General features: G+C 65.6%; 11 protein-coding genes and 2 pseudogenes. 4 read left to right on the top strand and 9 right to left on the bottom strand.

The window, feature by feature from the left end; all coding sequences use genetic code 11:
* Nucleotides 1-18: 18 nt before the first annotated feature.
* The 5 genes and pseudogenes from zwf to J5I97_RS18230 form a co-directional block, all read right to left on the bottom strand.
* Nucleotides 19-1,866, bottom strand: coding sequence for a glucose-6-phosphate dehydrogenase (zwf, locus tag J5I97_RS18210; RefSeq protein WP_208588030.1), 1,848 nt, complete (start codon nt 1,864-1,866; stop codon nt 19-21).
* Entirely contained in the window at nt 1,863-3,662 is a 1,800-nt protein-coding gene (locus J5I97_RS18215; RefSeq protein ID WP_208588032.1) for a glycoside hydrolase family 15 protein, read from the bottom strand. The genes zwf and J5I97_RS18215 overlap by 4 nt, the downstream gene beginning before the upstream one ends.
* A 63-nt stretch (nt 3,663-3,725) precedes the next feature.
* Nucleotides 3,726-4,057, bottom strand: a pseudogene (locus tag J5I97_RS18220) (phosphotyrosine protein phosphatase).
* A gap of 26 nt (nt 4,058-4,083) precedes the next feature.
* Nucleotides 4,084-7,404, bottom strand: coding sequence for an ankyrin repeat domain-containing protein (locus J5I97_RS18225; protein ID WP_208588034.1), 3,321 nt, complete (start codon nt 7,402-7,404; stop codon nt 4,084-4,086).
* Complete coding sequence (locus J5I97_RS18230) at nt 7,397-7,657, bottom strand: YcgL domain-containing protein (RefSeq protein WP_208588036.1); 261 nt, start codon at nt 7,655-7,657, stop codon at nt 7,397-7,399. The genes J5I97_RS18225 and J5I97_RS18230 overlap by 8 nt, the downstream gene beginning before the upstream one ends.
* 216 nt (nt 7,658-7,873) lie before the next feature.
* Here J5I97_RS18230 and J5I97_RS18235 point away from each other — a divergent pair, with 216 nt between their 5' ends.
* The 4 genes from J5I97_RS18235 to J5I97_RS18250 are packed head-to-tail and all read left to right on the top strand — an operon-like array spanning nt 7,874 to nt 12,289.
* A complete protein-coding gene (locus tag J5I97_RS18235) occupies nt 7,874-9,070 on the top strand; it encodes a beta-ketoacyl-[acyl-carrier-protein] synthase family protein (RefSeq protein ID WP_208591812.1) in 1,197 nt (398 codons plus the stop codon).
* A complete protein-coding gene (locus J5I97_RS18240) occupies nt 9,070-9,852 on the top strand; it encodes a beta-ketoacyl synthase chain length factor (RefSeq protein ID WP_208588038.1) in 783 nt (260 codons plus the stop codon). Before J5I97_RS18235 ends, J5I97_RS18240 begins: the two co-directional genes overlap by 1 nt.
* On the top strand, nt 9,849-10,670 hold the full coding sequence (locus J5I97_RS18245) for a glycosyltransferase family 2 protein (RefSeq protein WP_208588039.1): 822 nt from the start codon (nt 9,849-9,851) through the stop codon (nt 10,668-10,670). The genes J5I97_RS18240 and J5I97_RS18245 overlap by 4 nt, the downstream gene beginning before the upstream one ends.
* Nucleotides 10,667-12,289: an NAD(P)/FAD-dependent oxidoreductase gene (locus J5I97_RS18250; RefSeq protein WP_208588041.1), complete on the top strand. Its 1,623-nt coding sequence runs from the start codon at nt 10,667-10,669 to the stop codon at nt 12,287-12,289. Before J5I97_RS18245 ends, J5I97_RS18250 begins: the two co-directional genes overlap by 4 nt.
* A 20-nt stretch (nt 12,290-12,309) precedes the next feature.
* Here J5I97_RS18250 and J5I97_RS18255 read toward each other — a convergent pair.
* The 4 genes and pseudogenes from J5I97_RS18255 to J5I97_RS18270 form a co-directional block, all read right to left on the bottom strand.
* A pseudogene (locus J5I97_RS18255) lies at nt 12,310-12,531 on the bottom strand (helix-turn-helix domain-containing protein); the annotation flags it as partial.
* Nucleotides 12,532-12,725: 194 nt separating this feature from the next.
* The gene (fabG, locus tag J5I97_RS18260) at nt 12,726-13,463 is read right to left on the bottom strand and encodes a 3-oxoacyl-ACP reductase FabG (RefSeq protein WP_208588042.1); all 738 of its coding nucleotides are present in this window, start codon (nt 13,461-13,463) and stop codon (nt 12,726-12,728) included.
* 172 nt (nt 13,464-13,635) lie between these two features.
* Nucleotides 13,636-14,076: a phosphotransferase gene (locus J5I97_RS18265; protein WP_208588043.1), complete on the bottom strand. Its 441-nt coding sequence runs from the start codon at nt 14,074-14,076 to the stop codon at nt 13,636-13,638.
* A complete protein-coding gene (locus J5I97_RS18270; RefSeq protein ID WP_208588044.1) occupies nt 14,063-16,429 on the bottom strand; it encodes an MMPL family transporter in 2,367 nt (788 codons plus the stop codon). Before J5I97_RS18270 ends, J5I97_RS18265 begins: the two co-directional genes overlap by 14 nt.
* Nucleotides 16,430-16,521: the final 92 nt, after the last annotated feature.

Raw genomic sequence — 16,521 nt, forward strand, 5'->3', positions numbered from 1 at the left:
CATGTCGCTCGTAATTCCTCAGCGATGCGGTGTGCGCGATGCGGTTTTGCTGACCGACTTGTCCGCTGCGCTTTTGCCAGCCGCAGCTTTGCCGATGGTCTTCGCAGCGGCCTTTGCGACCTTCTTGGTTACGCGTCTGGTCACTGCTTTCTTTACGGCACTGCCCGACGACGCAGCCGCGTCTTGCGACGGTTTTGCTGCTGCGACCGATGCACGTTTGGCTGGCGCCTTGCGCACTTTCTTCGCCGTCTCCTTGGTGTTCTTCGCCGTCTTCTTAGTGGCTTTCTTGATCGGCGTTGCAGCGCTGCTACGTGCTTCCGGTGGACGACGCGGCGGTGGTTTGCGCCCCGGGGTGAGTGCGCGCCAGGCGTGCCCACCGTTCATCGCCAGCAAGGCATCGGCAGCCGACGGGCCGGCGCTGCCGGCGGCGTAGTTGGGGAAATCGCTGGGCGGTTGTTTCCATGCATCCAAGATCGGTTGCACGATGCGCCAGGCGCCTTCCACCATCGCCGCATCCTGGAACAGGCCGGCCTCGCCGTTCATGCAGTCCTGCAGCAGGCGCTCGTAGCCCACCGTGTATCCCTTGGGGAACCAATCGCGGTAGCGGAAGTCCATGCGCACTGGTGCGAGCGCGACCTGCGCGCCCGGGCGCTTGACGTCGAACTGCAGCGAAATGCCTTCGTCGGGCTGGATATGCAGCACCAGCCAGTCGGGGCCGTAACCGCCCACTTCGGTGCTGCGGAACGGGGCCAGCGGTGCAGGCTTGAAGCGGATCGCGATCTCGGTGGTGCGCTCGCGCAAACGTTTGCCGGTACGCAGGTAAAACGGCACGCCGGCCCAGCGCCAGGTGTCGACCTGCAGTTTCATCGCCACATAGGTTTCGGTTTCCGAATCTTCCGGCACCGTGTCTTCTTCGCGATACCCCGGCACCGCGCTGCGGCTCACCGCGCCAGAGGCATATTGGCCGCGCACCACGTCTTCGGGCTTGATCGGGCGCACCGCTTCGATCACCTCGGCGCGGCGACGATGCATCGCTTCGGTGGTGAATGCCGCCGGCGGTTCCATCGCAATCATCGCCAGCAACTGGAATAAGTGATTCGGCACCATGTCGCGTAGACAGCCGGTGGGATCGTAGAAGCGCCCACGACCTTCCACACCGATGGTTTCGGCGGCGGTGATTTGCACATGATCGATGCGGTCGCGATTCCACACCGGCTCGAACAAGCCATTGGCGAAACGGAATGCCAGAATGTTCTGCACGGTTTCCTTGCCGAGGAAATGATCGATGCGGAACACCTGATCCTCGTGCAACACGCGTGCGACGGTGGCATTGAGATGCTTGGCGCTGGGCAGATCGTGACCGAACGGTTTCTCCACGATCACCCGACGCCAGCCCTCGCCTTCGCGCTGTTTGACCAGCCCGGCTTCGCCCAGATTGAGCAGCACCGGCTCGAAAAAACGTGCGGCTGTAGCGAGATAGAACAGCACATTGCCCTGGGTGCCGTAGCGCTTGTGCAGTTTCTCCAGCACGCCATCCAGCGCCTGATACGCGCCCAGGTCGGTAAAATCGCCACGTAAATAATGCATGCGCTCGCGTAGCCAGTCCCAGGTGTCGGTATCGAATTCATCGGTCTGGAATTCGGCATCGCGGCTGCCGAGCAGTTCGGTCATCGACTGCCCCATGTTGGTCCGCCACGCGCGTTCGCTGATGTCGCCGTGGTCCATGCCGACGATGGCGAACGGTTCGCCTAACGCACCGGCACGACGCAGGTTGTACAACGCCGGCATCACCAAGCGCTTGGTCAGGTCGCCGCGTGCGCCTAACACCACGATGATGCACGGCGGTGTGGTCTCTTGCTCATTCATGGATGTGTTTCCTTTTCGCCCATGCGTCCGTGCAGGCGTAATGCCGCATTGACCAGGGCCACGTGGGAATACCCTTGCGGGAAGTTGCCGAGCATGCGTTTGCTGCGTGGGTCGTACTCTTCGGCGAGCAGCCCCACGTCATTGCAGAGCCCGAGCAGACGCTCAAGCAATGCGCGGGCCTGCTCGGTGCGACCGAGCAGTGCGTAGTTTTCCACCAGCCAGAAACTGCAGGCCAGGAAGGTGCCCTCGCCGGCCGGCAGCCCATCGGCGCTGTCGTCGGCGCGATAACGTTCGACCAATCCGTCGATGGTGAGATCGCGTGCGATCGCATCGGCGGTGGCGGCGATGCGCGGATCGTCGGCCGACAAAAATCCCACGATCGGAATCAGCAACAACGAGGCGTCCAAACGATCGGAGCCATAGCTCTGTACGAAGTGCCCGTCCGGATGCACGCCTTTCTCCAGCACTTCGGCGTGAATTTCCTCGGCAATACGGCCCCAATGCGCGCGCTTGACGTCCTCAGCATTGGTGATGCCATCGCGTGCGCCGCAATCGAATGCCAGCCATGCCATTACTTTGGAATGCACGAAATGGCGGCGTTCGTCGCGGATTTCCCAGATGCCTTCATCGGGCTGACGCCACAGCGTTTCGAGCGTATCCAGCATCTTTTCCAGCAATGAAGCAGACGAGCCATCGTCATCGGACGGCGGCGCCACGCCTGTTTGGCGTGCGTAATGGAAGGCGCCGATCAACTCGCCATACACATCGAGCTGGCACTGATCCACCGCGCCGTTGCCGATACGCACCGGGCCGGAGTTTTCATAGCCGGGCAACCAATGCGCTTCCCATTCCTGCAGCCGGCGTTCGCCAGCGATGCCGTACAGCGCCTGCAATTGATCCGGCGAACCGGCGATAGTGCGTTGCACCCAATCGCGGAACGAGACGGCTTCATCGCGATACCCGGCCTGCAACAACGCAATCAGCGTGAATACCGAATCGCGCAACCAGCAATAACGATAATCCCAGTTGCGCGCGCCGCCCAGTTGCTCGGGCAACGAGGCAGTGGGCGCGGCGACGATGCCGCCGGTGGGCAGGTAACTCAGCCCCTTCAACACCACCAACGAACGACGCACCTGCTCGGTCCACGGACCGACATCGGTACAGCGACGTGCCCAACCATGCCAGAACGCGGTGGTGCGCTGCAGTGCCTGTTCGGCATCGATCAATGGCGGCGTGGGTTGGTGCGACAGTCCGTGACTTAGCACAAACCAAGTGCTTTGGCCTTCGCGCAAGGTGAAGTCGGTTTCGGTGCCCATGTCTTCGCCGTGCAGCGTTTGCGGCGAGCGCAAGGCGAGTTGATCGGGACCGGCGATGGCGCGGATGCCATCGACGATCCGCGTCACCCATGGCACCGTGCGGCCGTAGTTGAAGCGGAAGGTCAGGCGCATATGCATCGGCACTTCACCCTGTAGGCAACGCACGATCCGCACCAGATGCTGGTGACTGTCGCTCTCGTCGCTGGCGACCATGAAGTCGACCAGCTCTACCGTGCCGCTGTCGGTGATCATCCGCGTATGCAACACCAGACTGTCGTCTTCGTAAGCGCGTTCGCTGCGGCAGTCGGCAGCAGGCGACAACGCCCATTGCCCGTGTTGCGCATCGCCCAGCAACGCTGCGAAGACTGCATCGGAATCGAAACGTGGCAGACACAGCCAGTCGATGGTGCCGCGGTGGTCGACCAGGGCCGCGCTGTGGCAATTACCCAACATTGCGTGGTCCTCGATACGCACGCTCATCGTATGGTCGCTTCCTTCCGGCGAGACAGGATGCAGTTTTACATGTGCGGTGTCGGGACTAGGTTACGAATACTCTGGCAAGCGCAGCAGTGATGACACCGTGTGTTACAAACTGCGTATTCAGTGTCGGATTGCCAATAAGCGTCGTCGTCGGGAATCTTTAGACAGATCACTCGGCAATGGAGCAGATACGCGGCGAAGCGTTTGCGCAGCAGCTGCAAATGGCGGCGCTCCATCGCCAGCACCACCTCTGCTTCCTGCAACAGCCCCGGCGTGACCTGCACTTGCGCATCTGCGGCCAGCCCGGCCGATTGCGTTTGGACACCAGGGCAGTCGGCGAACACGCGCTCGGCGGTGGAGCTACGCAGACGGTTGCGGCTGCACACGAACAGCACCCGCAGCGGTTGCCCGCAGCGCTGGCTCAGCGGCCTTCGCGCAGGAAGCGCGCCATCGACGACACGTCCGGCAGCGCAGGTTCGAACTGGCCGGCCACATCGATAAAGCCACGCATGATTGCGATCTCGCGCGGAGTGCGGTTGAGCGCGTCGCGGCGATCGGCATCGGCGCCGGCACGCAGCAGGCGCTGCACCAGCAGCGGCAGGCCGTGCAGTGCCGCCAGATGCAACGGACCGAAGCCACGTTGATCGGCCACATCCAACGAGACGTCTTCATCGAGCAGACGTTCGACCCCGGCTAGCACCACGTGTTCGTCGCAGGCGGTACCCGGTTCGGCACGCGCGCCCAGCAACAACAGCAACGGGCTGACCCGGCCACCGGCCAGATAGTCCGGGTCGGTGCCGGCCAGCAGCAAGGTGTCCAGCAAGGCCAGCAAGCGGCTCTTGTCGCGCGCGGTAAAGCCGTACAGCGCGGCGCAATGCAGTGGTGCCAGACCTTGGTCGTCGTTGGCGTGCACATCGGCCGCAGCGGTGAGCAGGCGCGCTAGGATGTCTGGCAGGCCCAGCGCGCACGCCAGCATCAGCACGGTGACGCCGCCGGGCAGGCGATGCTCGATCTGCGCGCCTGCTTGCAGCAGTGCAGCAACGATCTCAGTCTGGCGCATGCTCACTGCCGCCGACAGCGGCGTCGCGCCACTAGTGGCGGCGCGCTGCGGATCGGCGCCGCGCTCCAGCAGATGTGCGACGACACCAAGATGGCCGCCACCGGCTGCACGCAGCAACGCAGTGCAGCCTTGTGCGTCGACGGCATCGACCGGCAGGCCGAGGTCGATCAGGCGACGCACCGCATCGATGTCGCCGGTCATCGCTGCGGCCGGCACGTCCGCTTCGCGCAACGTGCGGCGCGGCAGCGACCAGATGCGCCAATCCAGCCAGTCGGCCAGATCGCGACGACCGGTCGACAGCGCCACACCCAGCGGAGTCTGCCCATCGGCAGCGCGCGCTTCCGGCGAGGCGCCTTGCTTGACCAGCAATTTCAGCGAGGCTTCACGGCCCAGCGCGGTGGCCAGATGCAGTGCAGTCATGCCGTGGCTGTCGCGTGCTTCGCGGTCCACGCCATGTTCCAGCAACCACTGCTGCAGGCGCAGCCAGCCCAAACGCACCGCAAGCGACAACGGCGGATCCCCGGCCGCCGACGGCGCGAACGGGTCGGCGCCGCGTTCGAGCAATTCCAGCGCCAACTGTTCCAGCCCGCGCGATGCCGCATCGTGCTGCACGCAGGCGCTGAGCAAACGCGTCAAACCGCCTGCGCCGGCCGGTGACACGCCATGATGCAGCAGCGCCTGCAATGCCGGCACCGCCTCCACGCCACGTGAGAGCAACGCAAACATCGGCACATCGCCGCATGCATCGCGCACTTCGGCATCGGCGCCGTGGCGCAGCAGCCAGTCGACCGCTTCGGCGTTCGAGGCCAGATGCGCGTCGTGCAGCAGGCCGCCGAGTTCTTCCGGGCCGCACAGCCGGGCCAGCGCGACCAACCCATCGCGTTGCCCGAACTGCAGGCCTTCGCGCAGCAGCACCAAGGGCGGGCGATCGGGCAGTACCGCAACGCCGCTAGTGTCGCCGTGTCCATCGCTCACCGCAGCCGGCAATGGGTAGCTGGGGTCGAGCAATTGCACGATCGCCCAGCGCCCGGCTTCGGCGGCCACATCCACGGCGCGACGGCCGTGCACATCGGCGCTGCCGGCGGGCACCTGCAGATCCAGCAGGCGCCGGATCAATGCCGGCGACACGCTGTCGGCGGCGCAGGCCAGCATCACGGCATTGCGGCCGTGGCCATCGATGGCCAGCACATCGGCCTTGCGTGCGACCAGGCATTCGAGCACCGCGCTGCGCGCCTGCCGCGCCGCGTCCAGCCACGGGGTACGACCGAGCAGGTCGCACGCTTCCAGATTGGCGCCGGCCGATAACAACGCTTCGACAATATCGCCGTGCCCGGCCAATGCAGCTTCGTGCAGGGCGCTGCGGCGCTGACGGTCGCGCGCATCCACGCGCGCCTTGTGCTTGAGCAGCAAGTGCACGCCGGCCGGGTCGTCTTCTTCGGTGCCGGCCGCGGCCAGCAGCACTGGTGCGCCGCCTTCCGGTTCGGAGTGCGCACCGCGTTCCAGCAGAAACTTGGCCAGACGCCAGTTGCCGACCTGACAAGCCATCGCCAGGGGCGAGTGGCCTTCGTTATTGAGCGCGTCGAGCTCGGCGGCGGCATCGCGCAACAGCGCGGCCACGCCCGGGTCGGAACTGCGCACCGCGTGATGCAATGGGGTGTTGCCGTCGTTGTCGGTGGCGCGCGGGTCGGCACCGTTGGCCAACAACGTCATTACCGCATCCGGGCGGCCATGCCAGCTGTCGCGTGTGGCGGCCAGCAATGGGGTCATGCCGCGATGCGATTGGTTGACGTCGACGCGACGTACGATCAACGCGCGCAGCAGGCGCAGATCCGGCAGCACTGCCGCCAGTGCGGGCAGGCTGCGTTGATCGCGCCACTCCGGCAGCGGCATTGCCTGCGGGTCGGCACCGGCCTCAAGCAACTGCAGCGCACGATCCACGCGGCCGCTGCGGGCGGCTTCGAACAATTCGGGCACCAGCTGATGCTGGGCGACCGGCTCCAGTGGGCGCGGTTCGGCAGCGGCTTCGAAGAAAAAATCGGCGGCGCACAACGCGGCCGGCGCATCGCTGCGCGCAGGTGCGGCGGTGCGTTGCAGCAGCAGATGCGCAACCGGCAGCAGCACGCTGGCGGCAATCGTCAAGCCCCAACGCAGGCCGCCAGACAACCAGCCCGGCCAGGCCAGCGCCACGGCCAGCGTACACATTGCCAGCACCAGCGCGGCCGCCAGCAGGCCGCGCCAGGCATGCAATTCCTGCGTGGCCAGCGCGTGCCAACGCGGCGCCAAGGCACCACCGTCGCGTTCGACCTCGCCCCATAGCGGCCAGGTCCGCCACAGCCCAAGCAAGGCGGCGCTGACCGCCACGCTCAAGGCCAACGCGGCGGCCAGACTGCCGCTATCGCGCAGGGCGGTCAGCGGCCAACTGATCAACGCAGCCAGGGCCAACAAGCCTACTCCCCAGATCGTCAGCAACGGCGGCAGTGACTGCGCGATCGCACGCGCCTGTGTCGGCAGTGCGCGCGTTCCGCGTGCCCACGACGACGCCAACGCGAAGGCCGGTTGCGCTAGCCACAACGTGACGGCAGCAACGCTGCTGCCGATGCCACCGAGCAAGCACAACACCGCACCGGCCACGCAGGCCAGCGCTGCGGCCCGCCACCGCGCGGTACGCTGTGGCTCAGTCATAGTCGCACTCGCCCGCCAGCACCACCGTCTTGGGCAGTTGCAGGTAGAAGCCGTGCTTGCTCAGCGCCTCGCGCACCGTTGCCACGTCGGCCTGCGCCAGACGGCGCTCCGGCGTCAGCGCCACCTCCAGCACGAACGCGAACGGCCACAGCTGCGCGCGCACGGCGTCGGGAAGACCGGAGAAGTCCTCACGCGTGGCGAGATAGACGAAGGTGTCCTGCTTGCGTTGGCTTTTATAGACGTAGGCGTGCATGCGCGCGTGGTCGCGCTCGAAGGAAGGTGGGTCGCAGGATTGTGTCCCAATTGCGCCGACGGCGAAAGCGCGGCACGCGCGAAAATCCCAGCCGCGTCAGCGACATGACCGTCACGTTCAGTTGCGCCATCCACGGGACACGGACACGCCGTCGATATACTGAGAGCACTTTTTGCCAGCCAGACCATCGTGAGCCAAGCGCAACATTCGTCCCAGATGGCCCCGGTCGCCGTCACCGCGTTCACTTCCACCACCGCGCTCGGCGCCGGGCTCGCCCCCCAGGTGGCCGCGCTGACTGCCCGCCGCAGCGGCCTGCGTCGCAACGATTTCGGCCTGCAACCGCTGCAGTGCTGGATCGGCCGCGTCGATGGCCTGGAAGACATGGCGCTGCCCGATGCCCTGCAAGGCTGGGACTGCCGTAACAATCGCCTGGCCTGGCTGGCCCTGCAGCAGGACGGCCTAGCTGCTGCGGTGCAGGCCGCCGCGCAGCGCTACGGCGCCAAGCGCGTGGCGGTGCTCATCGGCACCTCGACCTCCAGTGTCGGTGCCAGCGAAGAGGCGTATACGCGTTTGATCGAAGATGCCGACGGCGCACGCTTCCCGCACGATCTGGATCGCCCGATCGTGCATACCCCGCATTCGCTGGGCGACTTCGTGCAGCACGCCACCGGCCTGCGCGGCCCGTGCTTGACCGTGGCCACGGCGTGTTCGTCCAGCGCCAAGGTGTTCGCCCAGGCCGCGCGGCTGATCGACGCCGGAGTGGTGGACGCCGCGCTGGTCGGCGGTGTGGACACTTTATGCGGCAGCGTGCTGTTCGGCTTCAACGCGCTGCAGGTGGTCGCACCCGAGCCGTGCCAGCCGTTCGATGCGCGCCGGGTCGGCCTGAGCCTGGGCGAGGCCGGCGGCTTTGCGCTGCTCGAACGCCCCGCCGCGGCACCGGACGCAACGCTATGGCTGTATGGCTATGGCGAATCCAGCGATGCGCACCATATGTCCGCACCGCATCCGCAGGGCCTGGGTGCGCAGCTGGCAATGCGCGGCGCACTCGAACGCGCCGGTCTGGAGCCTGCAGCGGTGGGCTATCTGAATCTGCACGGCACCGCCACGCCGGCCAACGACAGCGTGGAAGCGGCGGCGGTGGCGGCGGTGTTCCCCGCCACCCTGCACGCCAGCTCGACCAAGGCCTGGGTAGGCCATACGCTGGGCGCGGCCGGCATCGTGGAATCGGTGATCGCGCTGCTGGCGCTGCGCGACGGCGTGCTGCCGGGCACGCTCAACAGCGAGGTCCCCGACCCCGCCTGCGGCCCGCAGATCCGTTTCGACAACGCCCATTCCAAGATCGATTACGCAATGAACAATTCCTTCGGCTTTGGCGGCAACAATTGTTCGCTGCTGTTCGGGCGGGCATGCTGATGCTGGCTGCCACCATCGAAGGGATCGGGTTCTGGACCCAGGGCCTGCCCACCTGGGACGCCGCGCTCGCGTTCGTGCGCGGCGGCGAGCTACAGGACACCGCGGCACGCCCGGCACCGCAGTTACTGGCCGCCAACGAACGCCGCCGCGCGCCGGACACGGTGGCGGTGTCGCTGGAAGCCGCGCTGGCGGCCTGCACCGCTGCCGGCCGCGAACCGGCGCGCCTGCCGTCGGTGTTCACTTCCACCTATGGCGATCTGGCCATCACCGACTACATGTGCACCACCCTGGCCAGCGACCCGACCGCCATCTCGCCGACCAAGTTCCACAACTCGGTGCACAACGCCGCGGCTGGCTACTGGACCATCGGTACCGGGGCGATGACCCCGGCCACGGCGATCAGCGCCAGTGCCGCCAGTTTCGCGCAGGGCCTGCTCGAGGCACTGGTGCAGCTCACCGCCAGCGTGGACTCGGTGTTGCTGGCCGCTTACGATGCCCGCTCGATCGGGCCGCTGGGCCGGGTGGCGCCCAGCCAGGGCCTGCTCGGCGCGGCGCTGGTGTTGGGCGCGCCCGGCCAGGCCGGCAAACCGCAGTTGCAGATGCGCCTGGACGACGGCACGCCGTCGCCCGCTGATGGCCCGTTGTCGCGGCATGCCGCCGGCAATGCGATGGCGCCGATGCTGCCACTGTTCGACCTGCTCGCCCACAGCGGCAACAGCGGCAACAGCGTCGCACTGTACGCCGGCCCAGGCCGCGTGCTGCGCGTGGAGGTCCAGCGGTGAGCCGGCTGCCGTTGAGCCGCGAGGACACCGCGATTTTAGTGCCGGCCTTGAATGAGGCGCTGCGCATCCGCGAAGTGGTCAACGATGCGCTGACTTACTGCTCGCACGTGATCGTGATCGACGACGGCTCCGACGATGGCACCGCCGATTGCATCGCCGATCTGCCGATCACCTTGATCCGCCATCCGCAGCGCATGGGTAAAGGCGCCGCGTTACGTAGCGGTTTTGCGCAAGCCCAGCGTCTGGGCATGCGCGCAGTGATGACCATGGACGGCGACGGCCAGCACAAGGCGGCCGATTTCCCACGTCTGCTGGCTGCCGCCAACCGTCACCCCGGTTGTGTAATCGTCGGCGCACGCATGCGCAGGCGCGCCACCCAGCCCACCCTCCGCCGCATCGGCAACGATTTTGGCGACTGGGGCATCGCCTGGGCCTGCGGCTTCCAACTGGTCGACAGCCAGAGCGGCCAACGGCTGTATCCGGCCTCGGTGTTCAGCCTGCCCGACGTGCCTGGCGAAGGCTTCGTGTTCGAAGCGCAATTGCTGATTTCCGCCGCCCGCCAGGCCGGCGCGCGCGTGGTCGCAGTGCCGATCGAAACCCGCTATGCCGGCACCTCGCCCGGCACGTTTCGCAAGAGCCATTTCCGGCTGGTGCGCGATCTTTGGGAAATCACCTCGCATGTGGTCGCCCAAGCCTGGAACTACGGGCATATCTGGCGCGAGTACCGCCGCGTACACGCCAACCCGGTGCTGATTGACGACGCTGACGGCGAATTTGCTACTGTGCCTGCGGTCACCAAGAGCAACCAATCCCCATGAATGCACAGCGTGCCGATGTCGTTATCACTGGTGGTGGCCTGGCCGGCCTGAGTCTGGCCCTGCAGCTACGCCAACGCGATCCCGAGCTGGCGATCACCGTGCTGGAGCGCCGCGCGCACCCGGTGCGCGAGGCCGCGTTCAAGGTCGGTGAATCCACGGTGGAAATCGGCGCGCATTATTTCGCCGAGGTGCTGGGTTTACGTGAGCATCTGGAAACCGAGCAGATCCGCAAGTTCGGTTTTCGGTTCTTTTTTTCCGACAAGCGCGGGGACATCGATCGCTGCACCGAGCTGGGCGTCAGCCAGATCCTGCCGACGCCGTCGTGGCAGATCGATCGCGGTCGCTTCGAAAATTTTCTCGGCGAACGCGCCCGCGCGCAGGGCATCGCCTTTGTCGACAGCTGCAGCGTCAAGGGCGTGGATCTGTCCGATGACGATGCCGACCACGCCGTGCGCTACGAGCGCGCCGGCGAGCCCGGCACGCTGAGCGCACGCTGGGTGGTGGATGCCAGCGGCCGCGCTGGCCTGCTCAAGCGCAAGCTGGGCCTGACGCAGGACAACGCGCACGACGCCAATGCGGTGTGGTGGCGCGTGGAAGGTTTGATCGACCCCAATGGCTGGTCGCAGGACAGCAGCTGGCTGCAGCGCTGCACCCCGCCGGATCGCTGGCGCTCGACCAACCACATGTGCGGGCCGGGCTATTGGTTCTGGCTGATTCCGCTCTCCTCCGGTGCGCATTCGCTGGGCATCGTCTGCGATGCGGACATGCATCCGCTGGAGACGATGAACACGCACGAGAAGGCGATGACCTGGCTGCGCACGCATCAGCCGCAGGTCGCCGCCACCCTCGACAAGGCCGACTACCGGTTGCAGGACTTTCTGTTCCTGCGCAAGTTTTCGTATAGCTGCAAGCAGGTGTTCTCGACGCAGCGCTGGGCACTGACCGGCGAAGCCGGGTTGTTCCTGGACCCGTTCTATTCACCGGGCAGCGACTTCATCGCCATTTCCAATACCTACATCTGCGAACTGATCGGCCGCGACCGCGCCGGCAAATCGCTCAGCCCGTACGCCGAGCTGTATCAGCAGCTGTATTTCTCGTTCTACGAAAGCACCCTGACCCTGTATCAGGATCAGTACGCACTGTTCGGCGACGAACAGGTCATGCCGGTCAAGGTGATCTGGGATTACACCTACTACTGGTCGTTGCTGGCGCCGCTGTTCTGCAGCGGGCGCATTGCCGATCTCAGCTTGCTGGCGCGCATGAAGACCGACTTCCTGTACGCGCGCGACATGAATCTGGCGATGCAACGCGTGCTGCACGACTGGGGCGTGCACAACATCGCACAAGGTGTGGCCACCGGCGACGGACGATTGCTGGATCAGTATCTGATCGGCTGGTTCAACGAACTCAATAGCGCGTTGCACGACACGCTGGACGACGAAGCCTTTGCCGCACGCATCCACAGCAATATCGCGCGCATGGCAGTGCTGGCGCGCGAGATCCTGCAGCAGGCACGTCAACGCCACCCCGACCTGCCCGACCACGGCCTGGACGCATTGACCGCCAACGCCAGCGGCAATCAGATCCTCACCGCGACTTGGTACGCCGATGCGGCGTAGTTAAGAGCCGCTAACAAAACGTCGATGCGCGCACGCCGGCTGGCCTGCGTGCGCCGATGCTCGCTGAGGCGCTGCGCATGATCGGGCAGATACTGCCGAGCGTGCCGGTGACGGCGCAGTTCGCGGCTGATCGTGCTGGGCGCGCGCTCCAACGCATCGGCGATGGCCCGCATCGACATCCCGGTTTCATATAACGCATGCAAACGGTATCGTTCTGACAGGTCCAGGCGGCTGGATGGCATGGGCAACTCCACTTGGCGGTGAAGTCGTCAGGTCAGGTCGCCTGGACCACTTCACAACCGTTGATGTTGCGATCCAGAGTTGAAGACGCCCCCGAAATTCACTGAGAATCCCGGGAGGTTCTTGAAACAGTTAACTTCAAGCCGCGTCAACATTTAAGACCTATTATCAATATCATGAACATACAACAAATTATTCAGCCCATCCCACCATTGATGCCGATAACCTGGCCATTGATGTAACCGGCAACCTCCGAGCATAGGAACGCGACCAATGCTGCGACTTCGTCGGGCTTGCCGACGCGCCCGGCCGGCACCAGTTGCTTGATCACTTCGGGCGCGAAGCTTTCGCCGACCATCTCGCTTTCGATCACGCCCGGCGCAACGACATTCACCGCAATGCCGCGGCTGGCCATTTCGCGCGACAGCGATTTGCTGGCGCCGTGCAGCGCGGCCTTGGCCGCGGCGTAGTTGGTCTGGCCGCGATTGCCCAGCACCGCCGCCACCGACGACACGCTGACGATACGGCCCCAACGCGTACGCGCCATCGGCAGCAACAGCGGCTGGGTGGCATTGAAGAAACCATGCAGCGACACATCGATGACCCGATGCCACTGCTCGGCGGTCATGCCCGCCATCGGCGCGTCGTCGTGGATGCCGGCGTTGTTGACCACGATCTGGATCGGGCCGACTTCCAGCAGGCTTGCCAGCGCCGCGGCACTGGCCTGGGCATCGGCCACATCGAACGCCACCGCTTCTGCGCTACCGGCGTCGGCGACAATCGCTGCAACTACCTCTTCGGCTCGGGCGATATTGCGATTGGCATGCACGATCACGTGCCGGCCCTGCGCTGCCAGATGCCGGCAGATCGCACCGCCCAGATCGCCGCTACCGCCGGTGACAAGGGCGCGGCGCTGTGGAATGGAAGTGCTCATGAAAGCCTCGATGGAAGCTGCGGAAACGACGGCGGAAAGAGCTTCATCCTAACGACTGGCAGCAAGCGCAGGAATAGATCGCCAGCATTTTGATCGCCCACATTCCGTAGGAGCGCGCCAGCGCGCGATGGCGTTATCGCTCGCCGTATCGCGCGCAAGCGCGCTCCTACAGTTAGGTGGCCTGCGCAGCACCCAACATCACCGTGGCACGCCCTTCTGCCAGCAACTGCTCGCCGTGGGTCAAGCGAAAACTGTACTGCTGGCTATCCTCGCCCTGCATCAATACCTGTGCTTCGCACACGATCGCATCGGCCAGCTCGTCCAGATAGGCGACATGCAGCTCCACCGCACGCAGCGCCACCAGCATGCCCGGGCGCACCGGCGTGCCGGATGCGCGGCCAAGCAAGCCGCCATGTACGGCGATGGCTTGCGCACCGTATTCGCACAGATGCAGTGCGCGCAGGCGGCCATTGGCGCGTAGCGGATGCGTAGCGCTGCGATGCGTGCCACTGCGCAACACGATGCGCTGCGCATCCCAGTGGACCACTTCTTCCCACAGACACATATTGCCCTGGTGCGGAATCAATGCGGCAATCGCCTCACGTCCTTGCATGCGTTTCTCCAGTTGCTGCGCGTTCCAGCGCCGGCTCGCGCGACACCAGCAGGGCCAGAATGAAATTGAACAACACACCCAGCGCCACCGTGCTGCCGATCGCACGCAACACCGGAATGCTGGACGCGGCCAACAAGGCGAACACCAGCAAGGTCATCAGGCTGCAAACGATCAGCGCATGCAGCGTGCGTAGCTGGTCGGCGTGATCGTCGCCTGCGTGGTCGAAAAACAGCGCGTAATCCAGGCCCAGCCCGGCCGCCAGGATCAGCGCGATCAGATGGAACAGGTTGAGCTCCACGCCGGTGCCGCGCAGGATCGCCAGGATCAGCACGGTGGTCAGCGCCATCGGCAGCAATACGCGCACGATCCGGCGCGGGCTGCGCAATGCAATCGCCACCGTCACTGCCAACAACAATGCGGCCAGCACCAACGCACCGAGCACGCGTCCGCGATAGGCCGCGACCAGGGATTCGGACGCGTCTTTCAGATCCAGCAATTGCGCGCCGCTGCCCTGCACCGCTGCGGCCAATACCGCCGGATCGCGTAATCCGGTCAGCGACACCAGTGCGGTGCTGCGATCGCTGCGCCCCAGCAACAGCCCGCCCACCGAGGTCGCCAGCGGCGAGCCGGCCAGATCCTTGGGCAGCAGCGGTGCGGCGCGCTTGGCGGCATCCAGATCCTGCAGGAATGGCGCAAAAGCATCGCTGCGGAACGGCGTGGCGGCCACCGCGCGGTCGGTCAGCGCACGTGCCTGCGCGGCATCGGGCAACGCGGCCTGACGCGCACGCTGGGTCTTGGCGCTGGGCAGATAACGCGCAGCCATGTCGTAGCCGGTCAGCGCACCGGCGCGCACCAGTGCGTCCAGCCGCGGGCGCAACTGCTCGCTGGCCTGCAACGCCGCCTCGTCGTTGGCTGCGGGCAACGCGAGCACGTAACGCACATCCGGCGCGCCCAGTTCCTGGCGCAACTGGGTGTCCTGTGCCAAGGCCTTGGGTGGCACCGGGGTCAATTTCGACAGATCGTTCTGCCAGAACTGCCCCGGCGCAAACGCGATCACGGCGATGCCGATCAGCGCAGTCACCGCCAGGCTGTTGCGCGGCCGCGGCAGCCGCGCGATGCCGCGCCACAGCGCGGCAAGCAAGCGCGAATCGGCGTAGTCGCGTGGGGCCGGATCGATCAACCACGGCAGCAACCAGCGCGTGGTGATCGCCGCAGTGGCCAGCCCGGCGATGGTGAACACCGCCAGCTGCCGCAGACCATCCACCCCCGAAAACAAGAAGGTGACATAGGCGATGCAGGTGGACACCACGCCGGTGGCCAGCGTCGGCCACAACTGCCGCGCGTTGTCGCGCGGATCCAGGCCCGGGCGCTGGTGACTGAACAAGTGGATCGGATAATCCTGCACCACGCCGATCAGGGTGAACCCGAACGCCACGGTAATGCCATGCACGCCATCGAACAACAATGCCACCGCGCCCAGGCCAGCCAGCCCCGCGCTTGCCAGCGGCAACACGCCGAGCACCGGAATCTTCCAGCTGCGGTAGGCGACCAGCAGCAGCAAGACCAGGCCCACCGTATCCAGCGTGCCGATCCACTGCGCCTCGCCTTGCGTGCGCGCGGTAATTTCCACCGCGAATGCGCCTGGGCCGGTCAGCGTCAGTCGCGTCCTGGTGCCTTTGCTGACCCTGGCGAAGGCCGCTTGTACGGCCTCGTAAGCCAGCTGCTGGCCGGTGGGGTCGAACCCGGCTACGCGCGTCTGCACGATCAGCAAGGCCGAGGTACCGGCACGATCGAACCACACTGCGTTGCGCGTCTGCGGTGCGGCAGCCGGCTGCAAGATTTCTGCAAAATGCAGCACTTCCAGCGTGGGATCGCGCGGCAACAGCGGCTCCACTATCGCGGCCGCGGGCGAGCCCAGATCCTGCACGCGCGACTGCAATGCCGCTTCCAGGGTTTGCGCATCCAGCGGCGTCTTGTCGAAGCTGTCGCTGAGCAGATAACGGTACGGCAGCAAGCGCTCGGGAATCGCATCGAGCCCCGCATTGCCACCATTGCCCACCAGCACGAACAACTCCGGCTGTGCAGCCAGGGCGCTCCGCAACTGCTGCGACTGCTCCGCCAGCGTGGCCGGGTCGCTATTGGATAAGGACATCAGCAACAGCCGCGAACCAGGGCCTTCGCCAAGTTCTTCGATGAGGAGTTTTTGCGCAGGCGTGCGCGGGGCGGGCATGAATTTGCGAAGGTCTCCTGACACCCTGAGCGTCTGGCTCAAACAGAAACCTGCGACCGCCAGCAGTGCCAGCCACAGCAGCGCCAGCCCGATGCGGCGGTTTGCATTCAATTCAAGCGGCATACCAAAGCCCTGCTACGACGGCAGAATGTCGGCTGGCCGCGCGCGCGATGACGCCGCAAAAGCGTCTTTATTCTGCTCGGCGCATACGGCAC

It is taken from the genome of Xanthomonas fragariae (assembly GCF_017603965.1).
Lineage (GTDB): Bacteria > Pseudomonadota > Gammaproteobacteria > Xanthomonadales > Xanthomonadaceae > Xanthomonas > Xanthomonas fragariae_A.